The sequence below is a fragment of the Deltaproteobacteria bacterium HGW-Deltaproteobacteria-4 genome (assembly GCA_002841765.1).
Classification (GTDB): Bacteria; Desulfobacterota; Desulfuromonadia; order Desulfuromonadales; family UBA2197; genus UBA2197.
In genome coordinates this window covers 1-18,280 of the sequence record PHAV01000003.1, presented here as the reverse complement: position 1 = coordinate 18,280, position 18,280 = coordinate 1, and the positions used below count along the sequence as shown (strand labels likewise).

General features: G+C 50.2%; 15 protein-coding genes and 1 pseudogene. All 16 read right to left on the bottom strand.

Annotated elements, in window-relative coordinates:
* Positions 1 to 15 precede the first annotated feature (15 nt).
* The 16 genes and pseudogenes from CVU69_02685 to CVU69_02610 all read right to left on the bottom strand — a co-directional run bounded on the left by CVU69_02685 (position 16) and on the right by CVU69_02610 (position 18,088).
* Complete coding sequence (locus tag CVU69_02685) at positions 16 to 2,151, bottom strand: hypothetical protein (protein ID PKN13227.1); 2,136 nt, start codon at positions 2,149 to 2,151, stop codon at positions 16 to 18.
* A gap of 5 nt (positions 2,152 to 2,156) precedes the next feature.
* Positions 2,157 to 3,026, bottom strand: a complete 870-nt coding sequence (locus CVU69_02680; protein PKN13226.1) for a class I SAM-dependent methyltransferase — start codon at positions 3,024 to 3,026, stop codon at positions 2,157 to 2,159.
* 6 nt (positions 3,027 to 3,032) lie between these two features.
* Entirely contained in the window at positions 3,033 to 3,293 is a 261-nt protein-coding gene (locus CVU69_02675; GenBank protein PKN13225.1) for a hypothetical protein, read from the bottom strand.
* A 140-nt stretch (positions 3,294 to 3,433) separates the two neighbouring features.
* Positions 3,434 to 6,535 carry a hypothetical protein gene (locus tag CVU69_02670; GenBank protein ID PKN13224.1) on the bottom strand — a complete coding sequence of 1,034 codons (3,102 nt, stop codon included), beginning with the start codon at positions 6,533 to 6,535 and terminating at the stop codon, positions 3,434 to 3,436.
* Between the two features lie 121 nt (positions 6,536 to 6,656).
* Positions 6,657 to 7,421, bottom strand: a complete 765-nt coding sequence (locus tag CVU69_02665) for a hypothetical protein (GenBank protein PKN13223.1) — start codon at positions 7,419 to 7,421, stop codon at positions 6,657 to 6,659.
* Positions 7,422 to 7,596: 175 nt separating this feature from the next.
* The gene (locus tag CVU69_02660) at positions 7,597 to 8,442 is read right to left on the bottom strand and encodes an IS3 family transposase (protein PKN13222.1); all 846 of its coding nucleotides are present in this window, start codon (positions 8,440 to 8,442) and stop codon (positions 7,597 to 7,599) included.
* Between the two features lie 11 nt (positions 8,443 to 8,453).
* Positions 8,454 to 8,753 (bottom strand): hypothetical protein, encoded by a 300-nt coding sequence (locus CVU69_02655; protein ID PKN13221.1) that lies wholly within the window; start codon positions 8,751 to 8,753, stop codon positions 8,454 to 8,456.
* A 116-nt stretch (positions 8,754 to 8,869) separates the two neighbouring features.
* On the bottom strand, positions 8,870 to 9,700 hold the full coding sequence (locus tag CVU69_02650; protein ID PKN13220.1) for a hypothetical protein: 831 nt from the start codon (positions 9,698 to 9,700) through the stop codon (positions 8,870 to 8,872).
* A 96-nt stretch (positions 9,701 to 9,796) separates the two neighbouring features.
* The gene (locus tag CVU69_02645; protein PKN13219.1) at positions 9,797 to 10,888 is read right to left on the bottom strand and encodes a lipopolysaccharide biosynthesis protein; all 1,092 of its coding nucleotides are present in this window, start codon (positions 10,886 to 10,888) and stop codon (positions 9,797 to 9,799) included.
* Positions 10,889 to 10,937: 49 nt separating this feature from the next.
* A complete protein-coding gene (locus CVU69_02640) occupies positions 10,938 to 12,662 on the bottom strand; it encodes a hypothetical protein (protein ID PKN13218.1) in 1,725 nt (574 codons plus the stop codon).
* A complete protein-coding gene (locus CVU69_02635; GenBank protein ID PKN13217.1) occupies positions 12,655 to 13,605 on the bottom strand; it encodes a hypothetical protein in 951 nt (316 codons plus the stop codon). The genes CVU69_02640 and CVU69_02635 overlap by 8 nt, the downstream gene beginning before the upstream one ends.
* Complete coding sequence (locus CVU69_02630; protein ID PKN13216.1) at positions 13,605 to 14,465, bottom strand: hypothetical protein; 861 nt, start codon at positions 14,463 to 14,465, stop codon at positions 13,605 to 13,607. The genes CVU69_02635 and CVU69_02630 overlap by 1 nt, the downstream gene beginning before the upstream one ends.
* 6 nt (positions 14,466 to 14,471) lie before the next feature.
* A complete protein-coding gene (locus tag CVU69_02625; GenBank protein ID PKN13215.1) occupies positions 14,472 to 15,137 on the bottom strand; it encodes a hypothetical protein in 666 nt (221 codons plus the stop codon).
* Between the two features lie 611 nt (positions 15,138 to 15,748).
* Positions 15,749 to 16,453: pseudogene (locus CVU69_02620) on the bottom strand (ABC transporter ATP-binding protein).
* A gap of 51 nt (positions 16,454 to 16,504) precedes the next feature.
* The gene (locus CVU69_02615) at positions 16,505 to 17,137 is read right to left on the bottom strand and encodes an SAM-dependent methyltransferase (GenBank protein ID PKN13214.1); all 633 of its coding nucleotides are present in this window, start codon (positions 17,135 to 17,137) and stop codon (positions 16,505 to 16,507) included.
* 138 nt (positions 17,138 to 17,275) lie between these two features.
* Complete coding sequence (locus tag CVU69_02610) at positions 17,276 to 18,088, bottom strand: teichoic acid ABC transporter permease (GenBank protein ID PKN13213.1); 813 nt, start codon at positions 18,086 to 18,088, stop codon at positions 17,276 to 17,278.
* Between the last annotated feature and the right edge of the window lie 192 nt (positions 18,089 to 18,280).

Sequence of the window (18,280 nt, the reverse complement as noted above, 5' to 3'; positions counted from 1 at the left end):
ATTGTCCTCAAATCTTTATATTTTCAGAAGCTTGTCAAGGACCGCGCCCACCCTATCACGCAACGCACCCTGGGAAAAGTGTTCCGCCACATGCCGCTGGCCGCCCGTGCAGACCCGCGTCCAGGCTGTCTCGTCGCCATACAGATCGAGAACTGCCTGGGTAAAGGTTTCGGCGGTATCACCGATGATGACATTCTCCCCAGGGCTTAGGCCTATCCCCTCGGCACCCACAGCGGTGGTGACGACCGGCAGACCATAGTTCATGGCCTCCAGGATCTTCCCCTTGATCCCGGCGCCGTAGCGCAGCGGCGCCACAAAGACCCGCGCCTGGGCATACAACGGCCGCAGATCGGGGACATAGCCCGTAACAGCAACACCCGTCATATCCAGACCAGCCAGTGCCCCTCGGTTCACCTCACCCGCCACCGTAAAGGTGATGTCCGGCATCCGTTGCCGCAACAGCGGCATAATATCGCGGATAAAGTAAGCAAGGGCATCGGCATTGGGAGGGTGGCTCCCGCCGACGAAAAAGAGCCCGCTACGGGCAGAAAAAGGAGTCTCCGTCGGCGGCGTCCCGGAGATGGGCAGGGGGATCACCTCCACCCGCACACCCGGCAATTCCTTTTCGATGATCTCCTTCTCCACCGGACTGTGAATGCCAACGATATCGCAAGTGCGGAAGAGGTAGAACTCCCGCTCCTTAATCTTTTCCAGTTCCCGCGCCGAGCCACCCTCCAACTCGAAGCGCCGCTGCTCCCGCAAAAATTCCAGATCAGGATCATGGTAGATGACCTTGGGGACATGCCGGCGCACCGTGTCGATAAAGTTGATGGCGATGTGGTTCCGGGTCAGGATGGCGGCGTCAAAATTTGCCCCGTTGGCCTGCATGTAACCATCGAAGCTCCGCTGTCCGTAGATCACCTCGATGCCGAGCTGCTGAAGCTCCGTCGCGTAGGGCTCGTGGCGGTACAGGTTCGCCGGCCAGAAGGTCACCCGATATCCCAAACTGGAGAGGGCCTTCAGCAGGCTGTAAAGGAAAAAGGAGCCGGCATCACGGTCCCGCGTCGGCACATAGTGGTCGATGACCAGAATCGCCTTTCTGTCCCGGCTCCGGTCCCGGGCACGGAACACCTTCTGTCCATTGGGGTAGTGCTCTTTCTTCAGCACCTCTTGCCATTTTTCAACGAACCGCTGCTGATTCGTCACCTGATAACTTTTGATGCCGCTGCTGGTGCTGGTGCCGTGGGATTTCCCCTCAAAGTGCACCACAACCGAGAGTGGCTGATACACAACCCGATACCCCAGCCGGCGGGCCTCGAAGGCCAGGTCCGTATCCTCGTAGTAAGCGGGAACGTACCGTTCGTCAAAACCGCCCGTCTTCTCCCACAGTTCGCGCCGTACCATGATGGCGGCCCCGGAGATGTAATCGACATCCTTCAGGTAGTTGTACTCCGGCTTCTCCGGATCATCAAAGCGGCCGAAATTCCACCCCGAGCCGTCCGTCCAGATGATTCCACCCGCCTCCTGGAGCATGCCGTCCGGATCCACCAGCTTAGAGCCGGCGATGCCGATGGTCGCGTCCCCCTCCATCAGATTCACCAGAGGAGCAAGCCAGTCGGGCTGCACGTTGGTGTCGTTGTTCAGAAAGAGGAGATATTCGCCCCGTGCCGCCCGGGCGGCCCGGTTGCAGTTGCGCAGGAAACCCAGGTTCCTTTCGTTGCGCACCACCCGGGCGTTGGGGACCAACTCTGAGATTCTCTGCGTCCGGTCCGTGGAGACATCGTCGGCGATGATGACTTCGTAGGTGATCTCGCCGCTGTGCCGTGCGATGGCGGCAAGACAGGAGTGGGTGAATTCCCACTGGTTGTGGACAGGGATGATGATGGAGACGAGGGGCTTTTCGGAAATGGGGAGAGCGACTGAAGAGTCGGGATCGATGGTGCCGTGGATAATGACCGGTTTGTACTCGGTACTCGGCGCTGACCGCCGGATAAAGATGCGGATGCCTTCCGCCAAAGCAGTGAAGTCGCCGTTTTTCAGATGCCCAAGGGCCAAGCGGACAGAATCGCGGTTGATGTTACGGATAAGGGAAAAAGGAGCGCGGACGCATCTGATGAAGAGCTTGAACATAACATGATGCTCCGTATTCATAATCGCTACTTTTCAGCAACGAACATATACTGCATTCCTTCGCCTATATAGCCATACATCATGCTGTAATAGCACAGCATATACACATCGCTGAAACCCGCAGCCCTGCAAAAATCAAGCAAGTCCCAGCCAAAATCGTAAAAAACCAGTGAGCCCTTGAAAGAGACTGGATTGCCATGATAGCGCTCGGGCAGCAGATGCGTCACCACACCCTGATCAAGTCGGGCACGTTGAGTGGTGGTATCCTGAGAGGCGTGGAAAGGAACAGAAAACAGGAGGCGTCCGCCTTTTTTCAGCACCCGGCATGCTTCAGCAAGTGCTGTTGAGATGTCGGGAACGTGCTCGTAAACATCATTGGACACGATGATATCGATACTGTCGCTTGCCATGCTGAGACTCAATGCGTCTTCATGGCGGATGTTCTTAATTAATTCGCCTGGTTTCTTGTCATGTCCGAGATATTCACTGCCGAATATCTCAGCCTTGGTTTTTGCTGCCTGCATTAATTTAAAAAATTGGGTCACCTGCTCATAGAGATAGACCCGATGGTCGTTGCCATCGAGTTTGTTCATGGCTTTACGCAGGAAGGCAGCCATGAACCGCTGTCGATTGTTTAAACCACAGTCTTCACAGATGATCCTCTCGCGGTAGGATGGCATTTTCCCTTCTGGTGTCTCAAAGGAATTCACCCAGTCGATCAAAAACCGGACAGCTTTCCCACACACCTCACAATACCCGGGCAGATGCCAAGTGCGCTGCTTGCGGTTCGACAATGCCATCATTTTTTCGACAGCAACTCTATCCAGATAAGCTGCATCGAAGATCGCTTCGAATTCACTGGTATTTCTTATTTTTTCGATACTGATATTATCCATTTATTTTTAACTAACGAATAGCTCGATAAATTTTCCGCCTATTCCTAATTGTTTATCATTGATTCTTATAACTGTTGTAAACATTTTGGAGCTCTCATATATGTAGTTGCACAAATCGCGTCCAAAATCAGTGACAACCAGTGAACCCTTCGCGTCGATAGGATTCCCATGATACACGGGTTCCAGGAGGTTAGTAACCTGGCCATCTTTCAGCATGGCCTCTGATTCTTGTTTCTTGCCCAAAGTACCACGGAACAGTGAATACATGTGCGCCCCCGGTCATGATCAGTCTGAACAAATATAAAAATAACTAGCACTAAACATCATTCATCTATTTCGTCTTCACCGTCACTAAACATTTTCAGATACAGGATAAAACAAGAGAGAAAAAAGCAATTAGATGCTCATTATGAGGATTCGTCCCGCCGTATGAACTTGGTGTGACACCAGCGCAAGGGGGCGGTTACTTTCCAACTTGCTGAATTTAGCAGGGCATCGATGCTTCTCTCGCGGTCTTTGACAATATTCTCAAGCTCGGCAACGTCCCGCTCGCGCTCCTGTGCCCGTAGCTCGAGATGGGCAATCCGCCGTTCGTGCATAAGGAGCAAACCCTTGCCTGCAACCGGCTCAAATTTCGGTACCACTATTGTTTCCTGTTTTAAAACTGGCGCAGCAGCGGACTTTTGTTGGGCCGCGACCGGGGCGGAAGGTGCAGGGGCAGGTGCGGAAGGAGACTTATAGTCGGCCCAGGCCATCTTGCCGTCCCGTTTAATGAAAAGGGTAATTCGAGAATTCGGGTCAATTCGCTTCACAACAATTTCAAAGCCGCAATCGTCGTAATCACACCTGTTCGAGAAATGTGCTGTGACGTCCGGGCGCTTCCGCTTCGACGGTTCTATGAGTTGAACTCTGCCGTTTGGTTCTTGGAGCAAAATCAGAATTTCGGAGCCGGCAGCGCAAATATTGTCGTTAATGAACGCCCATCCACTTAAATACGTCCTTTCATCGCACTCGCATATGTCCTCGATGCTCATGATGATTGAAAGAGGGCATTTCGTTTCCTTCATGATGTTAATAAGGAGGCTTGCGAAGGAGCTTTCGCTCATAGAGATGTTTTCCTTATCAACTGCCTCAGTCCCTTTGAGATAAGCACTGCTGGCCGCAGGGTTGCTGTTTTCAATCGCAGCCTTAGTCACCTCGAGATAGGTCCTTCCCCATTTAAGGCATGGCTCAAGGTGGTTGCCTTCCGCCCATTCGTTCCAGGCATTAATGAAGACGATTCGCTCGTCCCCCTTCCGAACTGAGTTGGTGGACTTGATAACGCTCTCCAGCCAGTGCCGGTACAGGGAGGGGGTGGAGTTGACAAGGACGACAGCGCCTTCACTGCGCCTTGCCGAATTGTCCCAGGCCGGTGTCACACATCGGAACCATGGATAGTCTGGCTTTTCCTTTTCCAGCATCCGTTTCATCATGACATCATAGCCACGGATATAATTTTTCTCACAGACGTCTCGTGGCAATTCGACAACATCCTGCAAATCAGAATATGAAGGGGCGAGAGAATTTACCTGGTGCCCCAGGTTGTTCCAGTCCGGGGCAAATTCCAATGCCGCATCGAACCCGATCGCGTGTGGGTCTGTTCGCCCAATACTTTCCACGCGCACCAGATAGAGTTCACCGATGCCTGCCTGTCGAGCTTCTTCACGCCAGACACTGGCCGTTCTGGCCGGATCGGGAATATTTTCCGTGCGATAGACAAAGAAGACCGGCTTGCCGTTGATCCTTACGTAGCGTTCATCCCTGAAAAATCTGAACAGGTCGCGGATGTGCTCCCGGTCATCCTCTTCGCTGTACTTTTGTTCCATGAGAACGAGCTGGTCTTCACCGTCCCAGCGACGGGTCCAATTCTCGTTTGCCCAGCAGAGGCAAAAGGGGAAATCCGGTTTGCCCGACGCCAGCATCTCTTCGGCCGGGCGCTCAAGAAGACGCCGCCCGTTAAACCAGTAGTGGTAATAACAAAAACCGTGGATTCCATATTCCCTGGCCAGTTCAGCCTGGGCAATGCGGGCCTCTTCCAGACGCAGATCATAGAAGCCGAGATCGGCAGGGATATGCGGTTGATAGTGTCCGGGGAAGAGCGGTGCGGCCTTACAGACATTCCGCCACTCGGTAAATCCCTTCCCCCACCATTTATCGTTTTCCAGAATCGGGTGATACTGCGGCAGGTACAGAGCGATAAGTCGAAGCAGATCCTCCTCCGGGTTCACCGCTGGCGCGGCAACCATCCGTGCGGCAACCACGTCTTTTGAGGATGTAAAAATATCACTCATCAATTCGGCAGTTTTCAGCGAAGTAAAGTGTTCGGCTACAAATTTAGCACCCTGTAGGCTCCGGTCCCGCCAAAGAACTTCATCCTGATAAAGTGCGAGGATTTCCGTGGCGAAAGTCTCGGATTCGTCCTTGGGTGAGGCGATTTGTTCGATCCCCTCAATCCCCTCAAGACCTATACTTGTCGAAATAAGAGGAACTCCATGGTACATGGTCTCGATGGTCTTCCCCTTGACTCCGGCGCCAAACCTGAGAGGAATAACCGACAGCCTGACCTGATCATACAACCCCTGCAGCTCCTCATCGCTAACCTTGCCAAGGATCTTTACGTTGTCGGATTGCAGGGATGATATTTCCTTGGGTGGATTGGCACCAACAACATTAAGGACTATTTCAGGTGACTGGCGAAGGACGAGGGGAAAGACCTCACGGCAAAACCATGCGACCGCATCCCGATTGGGGGCATGATCAAAACCGCCGACATAAAGCAGATCACGGCGACTGCTGAAATTGTACTTGGGTTCAGGCACATCATCGTAAAAGAACAAGGGAACGGTGAAGACCTGCTTCTGTGGAAACTTGTTTCTGATAATCTTTTCTTCCACCGTGCTGAAGGTCAAAAGAGCATCACTAACGCCGAAAATATAGTCTTCCTTTTCCTCATAAAACCTGGCTTCATCCAGAAGGCTGTGGTCCCCGTTTAGCTGGCCTTGCCTTTGCAGTCTTAGGAAATGTAGGTCATGACACTGATAGAGAATGGCAGCCCTGGTATAACGATGGATAGCATCCAGAAATTTTATGGAGGGGTTGGGCTTGTTCAGGAAGATGTAATCGATCTCTTGACCCTTTTCCTTGAACCACTCTTCCCAGTTGTTGCTGAACCATTCACCTGCCAGAACCTCAATTCCAAGATTGTTCAGTTCGGCAGAATAAGGTTCGACATGCTTGAAATCCGCCGGAAGGAACTTCACTTTCATCCCCATTTTCACTAAAAGGACGAGGTACATGTAATTCGTCCGCGAGCCGGCGAACCTGTCGTACATCGGTACGGCATAATCGACGAAGAGAAGGGTCTGTTTACGTTCTTCCACTCGGGAACTGGGTCTAGCTTGACATTGCCCTCCGTCGGAATTGTGCGCAGCACTCATTCCCATCAGTCTTTTGCCATTCTTTTTATTCAATGTATTGTTCCTCTTCCAATCACTCGTTTTATTCCGACTTTTTACCGATTTGATACGCCAGGCCCTGCGGGTATAGACACTTCTGTGGATTTGCTTGGTTGATGACAGGTGCCAAATCCTCTTACACCTGAGGCCAGATCATGAACCCCTCGTGAGCCCAGTGGAGTATTCCTGTTTCTGTGAGGTAATCTCGCACCTCATCTGGATTGGCGAAGCGAGACAGAATATCGCTGCTATTCATCTTCTTCATTCGAGTTTGAACCTGCTCTGGTTGAGCCAGTCCGAGGAAAGGAAAGACTCGCCTAAACAGACCCTCGTTTATGTAATCATCGTAGGTCATGAAGAGATAGACTTGGTTTGTCTCGTTGAGGACTTTGACGACCTTCTGGTAGTGGGAATGGTAATCGCGCCACCGCATTTCAAATTGGGTACGATCAAAGACGGCCTTCGCAGAAGTGCGTGCCTTGTCCCGAATTCCAGAATCAATCCTGTCTTGCGTCTGATCGAAGATAAGATAGCGTTGTTCTGCTTCTGCGATCATATCGGAGGAATAGACCGCTAAAAAGTTGGGGCGGTACAAGATGATTTTTTTGATTTCAGGATCCTGCAACACGGTATTCAAAACAACGTCATCATGGCCCATAAAAATTTTAAACCCGCACGCTTGGGTCGGGCTCGAATTGTAAAGTTCGTGTAAAAAGGCTACCGGGTCGTGATTTCGCTTCTCAAACAGGTCGTCTCTCGTCCCTTCGAGCAAGTAAACCGAGTGGCGATGAAAAACCTCTCGGTGACAAGAGATATTAGGGTGGGAGTTGAGCAAGTCAATGAAATGGTTTGTGCCTGTACGCGGATTCGCTATGATAACGAATTTCATATCTGATGCCATAAGAAATCCTCAATAAATAAATAAAATCTGAATGATTCAAAGCAGGTTGCCGAAAAAGAATCCATCGCTGTGGCTGAGAAGAACATACTACAGACAATGGAAACGACTTTATGCAACCTAACCCGTTAATACAGAAAATTACGACTGGAGTGTCAACACTTTTCCGGACACAAGATTAAGCAGCTTTCTGCATGACTTCAAAGGCCAGCGGAGCCTCATAGCCGTTAGCAGAATGCAGCCGCTCACGATTGTAAAAAACTTCGATGTACTCGAATATTGCAGCCCTGGCTTCCTCCCGAGTCTGAAAATCACAATGGTGAACCAGTTCTGTTTTCAAGGTGTGGAAAAAGCTCTCGGCGACGGCATTGTCCCAGCAATCACCTTTTCTGCTCATGCTGGCCGTCACCCCATGGATTTCGAGGATTTTTCGATAACTGTCAGAGGCATATTGACTGCCCCGATCACTGTGGAAGATAAGACCTTTAGCTGGTTTTCGCTTCCAGATGGCCATCAGCATGGCATCATTGACCAAGTCGGCTTTCATTCGTGAATCCATGGACCAGCCGACCACGGCCCGAGAAAACAGATCGATGACAATTGCCAAGAATAGCCATCCTTCACGCGTCGAAATGTAAGTGATGTCGCCAACGTAAGTGGTATCTGGAGTACCGACGGTAAATTCATGTTCAAGAAGGTTCGGTGCGATCGGCTTGTCGTGGTTCGAATCCGTTGTCACTTTGAATTTCCGCTTGGTTTGGACCTGAAGGTCTTCTTCCCGCATCAATCGGCCAATACGGCGGCGACTGACGGCGATTTCTTGTTTTTTTAGTTCGCGCTTTACACGACGGGTCCCATAGTTTTTCCGACCTTTTTCAAAGGCGGCTTTGATTTGGGGCTTCAGTTCATCATCCTCAATCCGGTGGCAACTGGGAGGCCGCCTTAAGAACTCATAGTAGCCACTTCGGGAAACCTGAAGGACTCGACACATGGCTTGGGTGCTGAAATCAGTCTGCTGTTTCATCCAGGCGTACTTTATCGACTGTTCTTTGCAAAGTACGCCGCCGCCTTTTTTAAGATGTCACGCTCTTCCTTAAGCTGAGCATTTTCCCGGCGGAGGCGTTTCAACTCCTCATGCGGGTGCTTTTCACCAGCGCCTTTATTGCTCGGAGACTCTGGCTGATGATACTTCGCTATCCAAGTGTACAGACTGTTTGGATTAACACCCAAATTCCTTGCCGTCTGGGCGACAGGAAGGTCGGACTCAACTGCCAATTTGACAGCATCTTGTTTGAATTGGGATGAATAACTTGAACTCATTGGACACATCTCCATTTTTGGGCATATTGCCTCAATTTAGTGTGTCCGGGATAGCGTAGCCACTTCAGACTGCTTAAAAATGTCTACGCAAAAACCCCAGTTCTGAAGGGGCATTATGCGGAACGCGACCCTTAATTAGGAGACAAATAAACCTTGATTTGATGTAGGCCATCATCTTCTACCTTAGACACAGCCCATTGTGGCCATTTTTGTTTGATATAATCAACTGACATAGAGGTGTCCCCCCAATAAGGGCTCTGTGCATTATGAGCAAACCCGGTCACCTCATGTTCTTCTACCATTTTTTGTGCCACGGATTTATTGTCAACTAAAGGATTTTCAGTCCAAAATTTCGCAGGTCTGATAGTAATGAGCAACATACCGTGGGGAGTCATAATCGGATGCAAAGAGTTCATCACTGCGTCAGTCGCCTTGTCGGGCAAATGCGTCAAGATAGACCATAACCAAACAAGATCGTAAGATCTTTGTGCGAAGGGTAATTCAACAGGCACTGGCGACACTTTTTGACAAATGTTTTCAAAACCAAGGGAATTGTACAAATTAATTGATTTGGGGTCAGCGTCACAAGCATGTACACGAGACCCTGGTACGAACTGCAACATCATTCTTGTCAATCGACCCCATCCAGCACCGTAGTCGAGAACCGAGGCGTCGGCAAGGGATCTTCCCGTAATTGATTCATATGTTTCCTTTATGTTCTTGGAGAACAGAACGCTACGCTCCATTAGTTCTTTATCAGAGAACCAGTTCCAGTGCCTCTGAATATCCGCAGGCGGCATTTTAGGAAGCCGCCGTTGTAGAGATGGATATACTGTCAAATCACTGAAATAAAGCGATGCGTAATCTTTAATATCCCAAGATGAAAATAATTTACATAGAGGAATGTTGGGATTTTCTTCGATTGAACGCTCTGTCTGTTCAAGGATTTCGGACGCGACCATAAACTCCTCCTAGATGATTTACCCAGCTAAGCAGTAGGCTACCCTAAGGTCGCCTGAAAACTTCCCCCAAAGACCTCTTTTGAATTTTCATCGGTTCTAGACTGTTATGGCCTTCAGAGTCTCTTCGAGATACGCATGGCCCCACTTCAAATCCGGCTCCAGATAATTACCTTCAGCCCACTCATTCCATGACTTGACGAAGATCACCCGCTGATCCGGCGTACGGTCCTGCACCAGTCCGACTGCTTCTTCAAGGTGTTGACGATAGCGTTCAGGCGTTGATTCTTGCAAAACGAAACCGTTTGTCCCTGAACGGGGCGTATTGTCCCAGTTGGGGAGGACGCACGGGAAAAACTCCTTCCGTCGGGTGACCTCAGGAAAGGCGTTCTTGACAAAAGTCTCATACGTATAAATTTGCGGCAACTTTGGTTTTTCCTGCGCCCCACCAAAACCGGACGCCATTATTTCTCTTTCGATCTCTTCATTCATGGACTTGATGCCCTGGTAGGGGAGCTGACCGACCGGCGGATTGGTCGTATAGGCATCATAGCCGCCCTCCGGCATCCGCCAGGGATAATCGGTGATCGCTACGAAATGAAAGTCCGGGGCGCCTTCTCTCCGAGCCAATTCCCGCCAGGTCTCCATAAACAGCTCGGCATGTTCAAAATCGGTCGGGCGATAGATACAAAAAATGTTTCTACCGTCAACTTTCATATATCGGGGGTCAAGAAAAGCATCGAGCATGCAGTAGAAATGCGCCTTGAAATCATTGACGCCGGGGTAGGTCTGTTCGATAAGAATCTTGTTGGGGCAACCGTGCCAGATGCCGGACCAGGTGTGGTTGGCCCAGGCGAGACAGAAAGGAAAATCAGGTTTCCCGGATTTAAGTACCTCGTTAAAAGGTCGCTCCAGCAGCCTCTTGCCACCGCCGAACCAGTAGTGCCAGTAACAAAAACCTTCAATACCGTAGGCCCTGGCAAGCCCGGCCTGCTCCTCTCGAGACTCGGCGACACGCAGGTCATAGTAGCCAAGATCAGCCGGGATATTCGGGAGTTTATGGCCGGGGAAGAGCGGCTTGGCCTTGGCGGTATTGGTCCATTCGGTGAAACCCTTGCCCCACCATAGATCATTTTCAGGGATCGGATGAAACTGGGGAAGGTAATGGGCGATGAGTCGCGCTTTGTACATAAATTTCGTTCTCTCTAGGTGTTGGGTATCAAAAAGCGTACGAATTTTTTCATTTTCTGGTCAAAAAACTGCCAGCCTTGCGGAGCGGAGCGGTGACTTTCCAGCTCTTTGAATTTAAAATTTCATTTATTTGCTTTTCTATCTCACTAAGCTTCTCTTCATGGCGCAGACATTCGGCCTTGCGCTCATTGGCGTTTTTTGTCTTCTCCTCATCAAAACCTTTCCGCTCGGCCGCAAGGATTGACTCGGTTTGTCTTAGGCGCTCTTCCAGTGCTTTAACTCTAATATTGGCTTGCGCAAGCTCACCCTGTGTAGCGGTGAGGTCCTGCTTTAACGTTTGGGCTGTACCTCTGGATTCAGCAAGAAGGTGGTCGCGTTCCTGTATAGCCCGCTCACGCTCGGCGACCTGATCTACCAGATCAGCTAATCGCCGGTCACGGTCGGCAAGCCGGTCCTGGGCTTCCTCTACCTTGGCCTGCAAATGTCCACAGGAACGTTGCGCAGCCTGCAAGCTTTCACTGGCTATCCTCAGTTCTTCAATACGAGTCGTCAGCGTTTCATAGGTCTGGATAGCGCCTTGAAAGAGGATGTTCTCAACGGAACCGGACAAATCTGTTGTCATTGGCGATGAAAGGAGGTGTTCATAAAGCTCCTCCATCCTTCGGGCATAGGTTTCGGCAGAAAACTTTCTTTCAAAAACCTCTCGGCCCCTCTGCCCCATGGCTTCACGCAGCCCCTGATTCGAGGCAAGGACAAGGATTTTTTCCGCCAGCGCCTCAGAGTTCGCCACCGGCACGAGATACCCCGTATTCCCGTCCTCGACGCTTTCGCTTGTTCCACCACAGCAAGTGGCCACCACCGGTTTACCGGCGGCCATGGCTTCGAGGATGACCAAGGGGAAGGCTTCATTTAAGGAAGGTAGGACGTACAAATCGCTGAACTTCAGTATCTGAGGAATATCTCGCCGAAAGTCGAGATGGGTGAAGACATCCTGAAGACCACAATTGCTGATTGCTTCTTCAAAGGCAGGCCGCTCCTTACCCAGTAGTGGCCCAACCCAGAGGAAATGAACGTCACTGCGCTGTCCGCAGATAATTTCGGCGGCCTTGAGAAGATGAGGATACCCCTTCCTTTCGGTGACGGCACCCACTGAAACGACGAGTATCTTATCCCGGGAAATTCGCAATTCATCCCGGATTGATGAACCTTCAAGCTTATCGAAAAGAGCAGAATCTATTCCGTTATAGACCGTCCTCAGCTTTTCAGTAACCCCGACATCCCTGAACTGCTGTTGAACCGTATTGGCTACCGTCACGACGGCGTCGGAGAGGTAGTCGATGCCGTGAAGAATCAATGGAAGGTCAAGGAGAGGTACAAGTTCGGGATGATCGGTGAGCGTTTCATGGATATGCCAGACATGGCGAACCCCTGCCAGCTTTGCCCCCAGCCCTCCCTCATGGATGACCGACGAGTTGCTGTGAACGATGTCGATCTGTTCGCTCTGAATGATTTCGACCAGCCGAGCGACCCTCTGGGTCGTCAAACCATCAGCCGGCAGGTGATCCCACGAGTATCGTATCCAGCGATCGAGGGAACTGTCGATCATTCGAATACCGAGAGCTTCGATCTCGCTGCAAAGGGGCCCCTCCCCGGGCAAGACAACGAGGGGCTCGACCCGGTCCCGGTCAAGGTTCTTGAGCAGGGTCAAGAGACTGATCTCGCCACCGTTCAAGGTTGAGGAATGGGATAGGTAGAGAACTTTTATCTTATGCATGCTCAATGAACCGGGTAAGAAGTTGCGGTGAATTGATATTTTTCGCACAACTGAAGGCAAACCTGAAGATTCGGCTTGGGTGATAGCGAAAAACTTCGGACATCATTTCTTTGGCATCGAGGAGAAGGCCACTCTTGATGAGCAACCGACACCATGGCTTATAATTCCCTATGATTTCAAACTTTTCAGTTTTCGAAAGCGGTTTGAGCGACTCCTTCTCATATATCTCTAACTCGGCAATCTCATCACCACCAACACTCCTGATCCGGGCTAAGCGGCGAGCAAGATTCGCCAAGCGGTGCTGAGAGACTATCTTTTTGAAAGTTATCGCCTCAGGAGAAACCCGGTAAGCGTAAAATGGTTCGGGAAGATTAGCCAAGTTCAGCTTTTCAGAATAACGAAGCCATAGGTCGTAGTCCTGAGCAGTACCGAAGCGCTCGTTATAGCACCCAACACTGGTGAGACATTCCCGCCGAAACATCACTGAACCATGCCAGAAGCAGTTGTATTTCTTGAGGATCTCTTTGATTTCCGATGATCCGGTCGGGTTCTTGAAGGTGGTCAGTACTTCCCCTGACTTATCGACAACCTGAACTGCTGACCCGACCATCGAAATATCGCACTCCCGGTCAAGGAAAGAAACCTGGGTGGCAAAACGTTCGGGCAGGGAAAAATCATCTGCATCCTGCCGGGCAATGTACTTACCACGCGCGAGGGCAATCCCTTTATTGAGGGACTTGGTGAGGCCCATATTTTCCTGATGGATCAGGACTATTCGCTCATCTTGGTACGATTCAAGGATTTCCCGCGTCCCGTCGGTAGAGCCGTCGTTGATGATGATGAACTCAAAGTCTGTGAACGTCTGCCTGAGGATGCTGTCAACCGCTTCTCGAAGATAGCGCTCGCCGTTGTAGACGCTCATGACTACTGATACGAGAGGCATCACAGGGGTTTTCTCACGGGCAATAGTGAATCTGTTGCATAGACATCTATACCAAAGGCTTTCACAATCTCTCCGACGCCAGACAGGTCTTCCGCTGAAAGTTGTTCTCTCCAACCACCCAACAGAGACCCTGCACTACGTATTACACCATTCCTGCTGGTGCGCGAGAGTTCCTGCATTGCCGCCTTTCTGCTTTCCGTCAGAGGCAGCTCCAGAAAATCCAATACTCGCACTACTTCGGACTGGGTTTTAGCCGCCAGGTCCTCGTAATAAAGGGTGCAACAGCCCGTGCCCGGCAATTGTCGCAATGGCACCAGATTTTCGATGCACCACATTACTGCATGGCGCTTGGCAGGGGTATCCGCACCGGCGATCACTTCGGCATACTCCGTAAGATAATCTTCAATGAACTCCCCCTGGGTCACAACCTCATCAATTCCCGCATCCCATCCAAGACTCATACGTGAGGCTACAACCGCACAGGGATGACGCAGCAAAAACACTATCTTGCACGAATAGTTGTTCTGCAACCACCCAAGCATGCCGTTGGCTCGTATCTCCTTGATAACAAGCCCGCGTAGAGGTGCAGATGTATTGAGGCGTGGCAGGTCTTGGTCGACCCAATCGCTGCTGACCTCACCCCTCAGAATCTTTTCAATGGTACTTCCCCACTGTGGATATTTTTCATTCGGCCGGAAGTAGGGCCTCAGAGTCAGCCCGCTAAATTCAGGGGTTCTCCGATAGTCAAAGGGCTCGAAGATGATACGGTGATCATCTCCAGCGATGACGTTACCAAGCCATGTTGTACCGCTTCGACCGGAGCCGGCGACAATTATTGGATGCTCAGATATAGCGGCCATATGCAACTACGAGTGAGTACTCCCATCACCTGTAAAAAACATGAGGTTGTTTGCTATCCACCACACGACATTTTCACTCTTCATTTGTTCTCGAATTGTATGAGAAAGCTTCTCCTGGTAACTGAAACCTTTGTCCTTGAAAATATCGATCCAGAATTCATAGGGTTGTTCGTTGATGTGCCCTATACCTCCTTGCCCCACGGGTGCGGAAGTGAATAGCACCGCTCTCCCATTATTGATGCAGTTGGACACAAGTTGCCGTGAATGTCTGGTGGGTATGTGCTCTGCCACTTCAAAGCAGGCCACTACATCGTACTTCCGGTTGAGGAGTACGGGTTTCGTAGCATCCGCCTGAAAAACAGTAAATTCCTTGGGAGCCAACCGCAGGCCGTCAGCACTGAAATCGCAACCAAGCACATCTTTCCCCAGCCGATGAAATTCCTCCAGATAGATTCCCATGCCACAGCCGATGTCGAACAATGAGCTAAAGTCGATATGCTCGTCTATAATTTGCGCGACCTTGGCAGCGGATTCCTTTTTTAGCTTCCCGCCTTGTACAAAGAAGTCCTGATCATATATCTTGTTGAGTATGGACTTACTGATGTAAGGGATATTACTGTTTATGATAAATTCGTACAGTTTTTTATTTTGATCGTATTGTTGTTTTATCATTCAGCTACCGCCTGACTGTCATCATTCTTTTCTTCAAGAGCGATTCCTGGGTTATTAATTAGTCCGTATGAAAACTCTTTTCCGTACACGCTTATGCTAGCCACATTGTGTCTGGAATCTATATTTTTGTACTCATGGTCTGTCTCGTGGTCAGCCAGACCTATGTTCATTAGATATGTTCCAGGGTTGAGAAGCATGACGGACTCAAATGTCAGCACCAACCGATCACCCGACTTTTTGGCTCCGAAACAAACCCGATTGTCACAATAACTGTGAATCCCTAACAGTGCCTGCCCTTGAGGGTTCTTGAACATTACACCCACCGCAGGATTCTGCACATTTCCGTAGAATTCTATCTCCGCCCGGACACTAAATTTCATCCCCGTCTCCAGAGCATTAGTCTCCCTGTCATCATGGTTGTATATTCTGAAATCAACGATCCTGGCCGTACCGAGCCCAAACCGTTCTTCACCGGGCGCCGCATCTGCCCTGACGGAAGACTGCTGCGGCTCAAGCTGCCCCTTGTCTTTCGGCGGCTCCACCATTCTGACAGACGTCTTCCCTTGCCGTGCATGCTCCCGCTCCCGCTGCAGGCGGTAGTACGCAAGAGACACCTCCTTGGGAGCACCTTCAACATATATCTTTCCACTATCAAGCATATAGGCCCGATTGCAGAGAGTGGTGATAGTGTTCATATTATGAGTGACAAAGAGCGTCGTGACGCCGCCAGCCATAAGGGACTTGATCTTGTCATAACACTTTGCCTGGAACATCATATCCCCGACGGACAATGCTTCGTCGACGATGAGGATCTCCGGTTCTATATGAACCGCTACGGCAAAGGCAAGGCGGACAAACATGCCGCTGGAGTAGGTTTTCACCGGCTGATGGATAAATTCACCAATGTCGGCAAAGGTCAGTATGTCGTCAAGCTTGACATCCATCTCCACCCGTGTGTATCCCAAAATAGTCCCGTTAAAATAGACATTCTCCAATCCCGTAAGTTGAGGATTAAAACCGGCCCCCAGCTCCAGCAGCGCTGATACTTTGCCGTTGACCGACACTGTTCCGCTAGAGGGTGTCAGGACACCGGTGATGAGTTTCAAAAGCGTCGACTTGCCGGCGCCGTTCTGCCCGATGATCCCCACTGTTTCACCTTTGCGTATCTCTAAGGAGACGTCGTTGAGGGCATAAAAATCCTTGTGGTACTTTTTGCGCAGGGGGTGTAGCGATTCCTTCAACCGGTCCTGGGGGGAGTTGTAGAGTTTGTAGATTTTGGTCAAATTTTCGATTTTGATCGCAGTATGATCTGACATGAGCATCGGCACCTATTTTTATGACCAATGATCTGGCCAGTATGTTGCTGGTTATTTTTGCGCCACAATCCAGGTAACAATGGGCCACTCCGGATCGTTTCTGCGGGCAAGGCGATTGAGCGGATGCCAGGTGGCATGGGGTATACCCTCCCATCTCAATCCGTCGCGCACCAGAAGCCATGTTTCAAAATTACCCCAACCGTCACAGTCGATAATTTTTGAAAATTGTCGACAGAGGTGGCAAAGAGCGTCCGACGTAAACCGCCAATAATCACCGGGTGCTGCATGTACCGGATTCATAAAACATGTAGTCAGCACCATAACACCGCCGGGTTTGAGCACCCTCAGGCACTCATCAATTGCCTGCTGCGGACTCCCCTCTACATGCTCCAACACCTGATCGAGCAGAATAAAATCAAAGGAAGCATCCTCAAAAGCAAGATCAAGGACGTTGTATTCCGGGTAATCGGCCTCTACCACTTCATCAGGCTGTAATTGCAATAGTTTGACCAAAGAAGTGGAGCGACTGATTGAAAGGACACGCCCCAAATGTGAATTAAAATCAGCAGCAACGACGCAAAGTCGCTCGTACATGAAATAGCGCGTGATATGGGGGCCACGTTCTAATCCCTTCACAGACAATTGCCATAACACTTTCCTGCAATGAGACAAGAATTTGGTCATCTAACACATCCTTTTATTGAAGCACGGTGACTGTTACAACTTGCATACTTGTCGACTTACCGGAGCTCATGTGTCGATGATCTCGGCATAGGCTTTTTTTGGGATAAGGAAGAACGAACGAAAAAAACTCACAAAGGCCTACAATACGTCCGCAAAATGCGGCCGCAAGCGCCGGAACACCACTGCTCCGAGGAAAAAGAAGAACAGGGTGACGCACCAGAAATAGAGGGTCATCATGTAGTTCTGTTCCCAGAACCAGGTCTTATAGATGAAGCTTTGCCGATATCCTTCGACGATGTAGTACACCGGATTCAGCTTGATCAAAGTCATGATCTTTGGCGGAAGGTGCTTTGGCGACCAGAAAATCGGCGTCATCCAGAAGGCGAACTGAAGGATCATGGTGACGATCTGGCCGGTATCCTTCAAGAAGAGGGTGAGCGAGGAGGTCAACCAGGAAAGTCCGAGCAACAGAACGATGGCGGAAAACAGGTAGTAAAAGACCTGGAGGTTATAAATGCTGGGCGGGTAGCCATAAACCGTAAACATGACAAAGATGACGGCAATGAAAAAACAGTGAATGATCAGGCTGGAAAGGATTTTAACCAGGGGGAGCATCCCCATACTGAAAGCCACCTTCTTGACCAGAAAGGCATTCTCCATAATGCTGTTGGTGGCGCTGGCAAGACATTCGCTAAAGAAAAACCAGGGGATGATCCCAGCCAGCATCCAGAGGACAAAAGGGAAATTATCCATGGGCTGGGAGCGGAAGCCGACCTGGAACACGAACCAGACAATGGCGATATAGATGGTCGGGTGTACGAAGGCCCAGAGTATCCCCAGATAGGAGCCGAGGTATTTTTTCCGGAAATCATTTTTGGTGAGCTCGGTAATGATGTGTCTTTTGGAAAAAAGTTCCGTCAGAAAACCGAGGAACATCTTGAGACTTTTCATGAGGTAACTACCTGTTAAATACTGAATTTTGATTGGTCAATTTAACTGAATCAAAAATGTTAATCAATTGAAATAATCTTTAAATCGAGAACAATCGGGTAGGAGGCGGAATTACTCCCGCCGTCCTCCCACACCCCCGTACGTACGGTTCCGTATACGGCGGTTCACATTGAATTCTGGAAACGGTGAAAC

Bases quoted from the DNA above. Each gene is read 5' to 3' on its own strand.
- CVU69_02685 (PKN13227.1), bottom strand. From the start codon at position 2,151: ATGAATACGGAGCATCATGTTATGTTCAAGCTCTTCATCAGATGCGTC.
- CVU69_02680 (PKN13226.1), bottom strand. From the start codon at position 3,026: ATGGATAATATCAGTATCGAAAAAATAAGAAATACCAGTGAATTCGAA.
- CVU69_02675 (PKN13225.1), bottom strand. From the start codon at position 3,293: ATGTATTCACTGTTCCGTGGTACTTTGGGCAAGAAACAAGAATCAGAG.
- CVU69_02665 (PKN13223.1), bottom strand. From the start codon at position 7,421: ATGGCATCAGATATGAAATTCGTTATCATAGCGAATCCGCGTACAGGC.
- CVU69_02660 (PKN13222.1), bottom strand. From the start codon at position 8,442: ATGAAACAGCAGACTGATTTCAGCACCCAAGCCATGTGTCGAGTCCTT.
- CVU69_02655 (PKN13221.1), bottom strand. From the start codon at position 8,753: ATGGAGATGTGTCCAATGAGTTCAAGTTATTCATCCCAATTCAAACAA.
- CVU69_02650 (PKN13220.1), bottom strand. From the start codon at position 9,700: ATGGTCGCGTCCGAAATCCTTGAACAGACAGAGCGTTCAATCGAAGAA.
- CVU69_02645 (PKN13219.1), bottom strand. From the start codon at position 10,888: ATGTACAAAGCGCGACTCATCGCCCATTACCTTCCCCAGTTTCATCCG.
- CVU69_02640 (PKN13218.1), bottom strand. From the start codon at position 12,662: ATGCATAAGATAAAAGTTCTCTACCTATCCCATTCCTCAACCTTGAAC.
- CVU69_02635 (PKN13217.1), bottom strand. From the start codon at position 13,605: ATGCCTCTCGTATCAGTAGTCATGAGCGTCTACAACGGCGAGCGCTAT.
- CVU69_02630 (PKN13216.1), bottom strand. From the start codon at position 14,465: ATGGCCGCTATATCTGAGCATCCAATAATTGTCGCCGGCTCCGGTCGA.
- CVU69_02625 (PKN13215.1), bottom strand. From the start codon at position 15,137: ATGATAAAACAACAATACGATCAAAATAAAAAACTGTACGAATTTATC.
- CVU69_02615 (PKN13214.1), bottom strand. From the start codon at position 17,137: ATGACCAAATTCTTGTCTCATTGCAGGAAAGTGTTATGGCAATTGTCT.
- CVU69_02610 (PKN13213.1), bottom strand. From the start codon at position 18,088: ATGAAAAGTCTCAAGATGTTCCTCGGTTTTCTGACGGAACTTTTTTCC.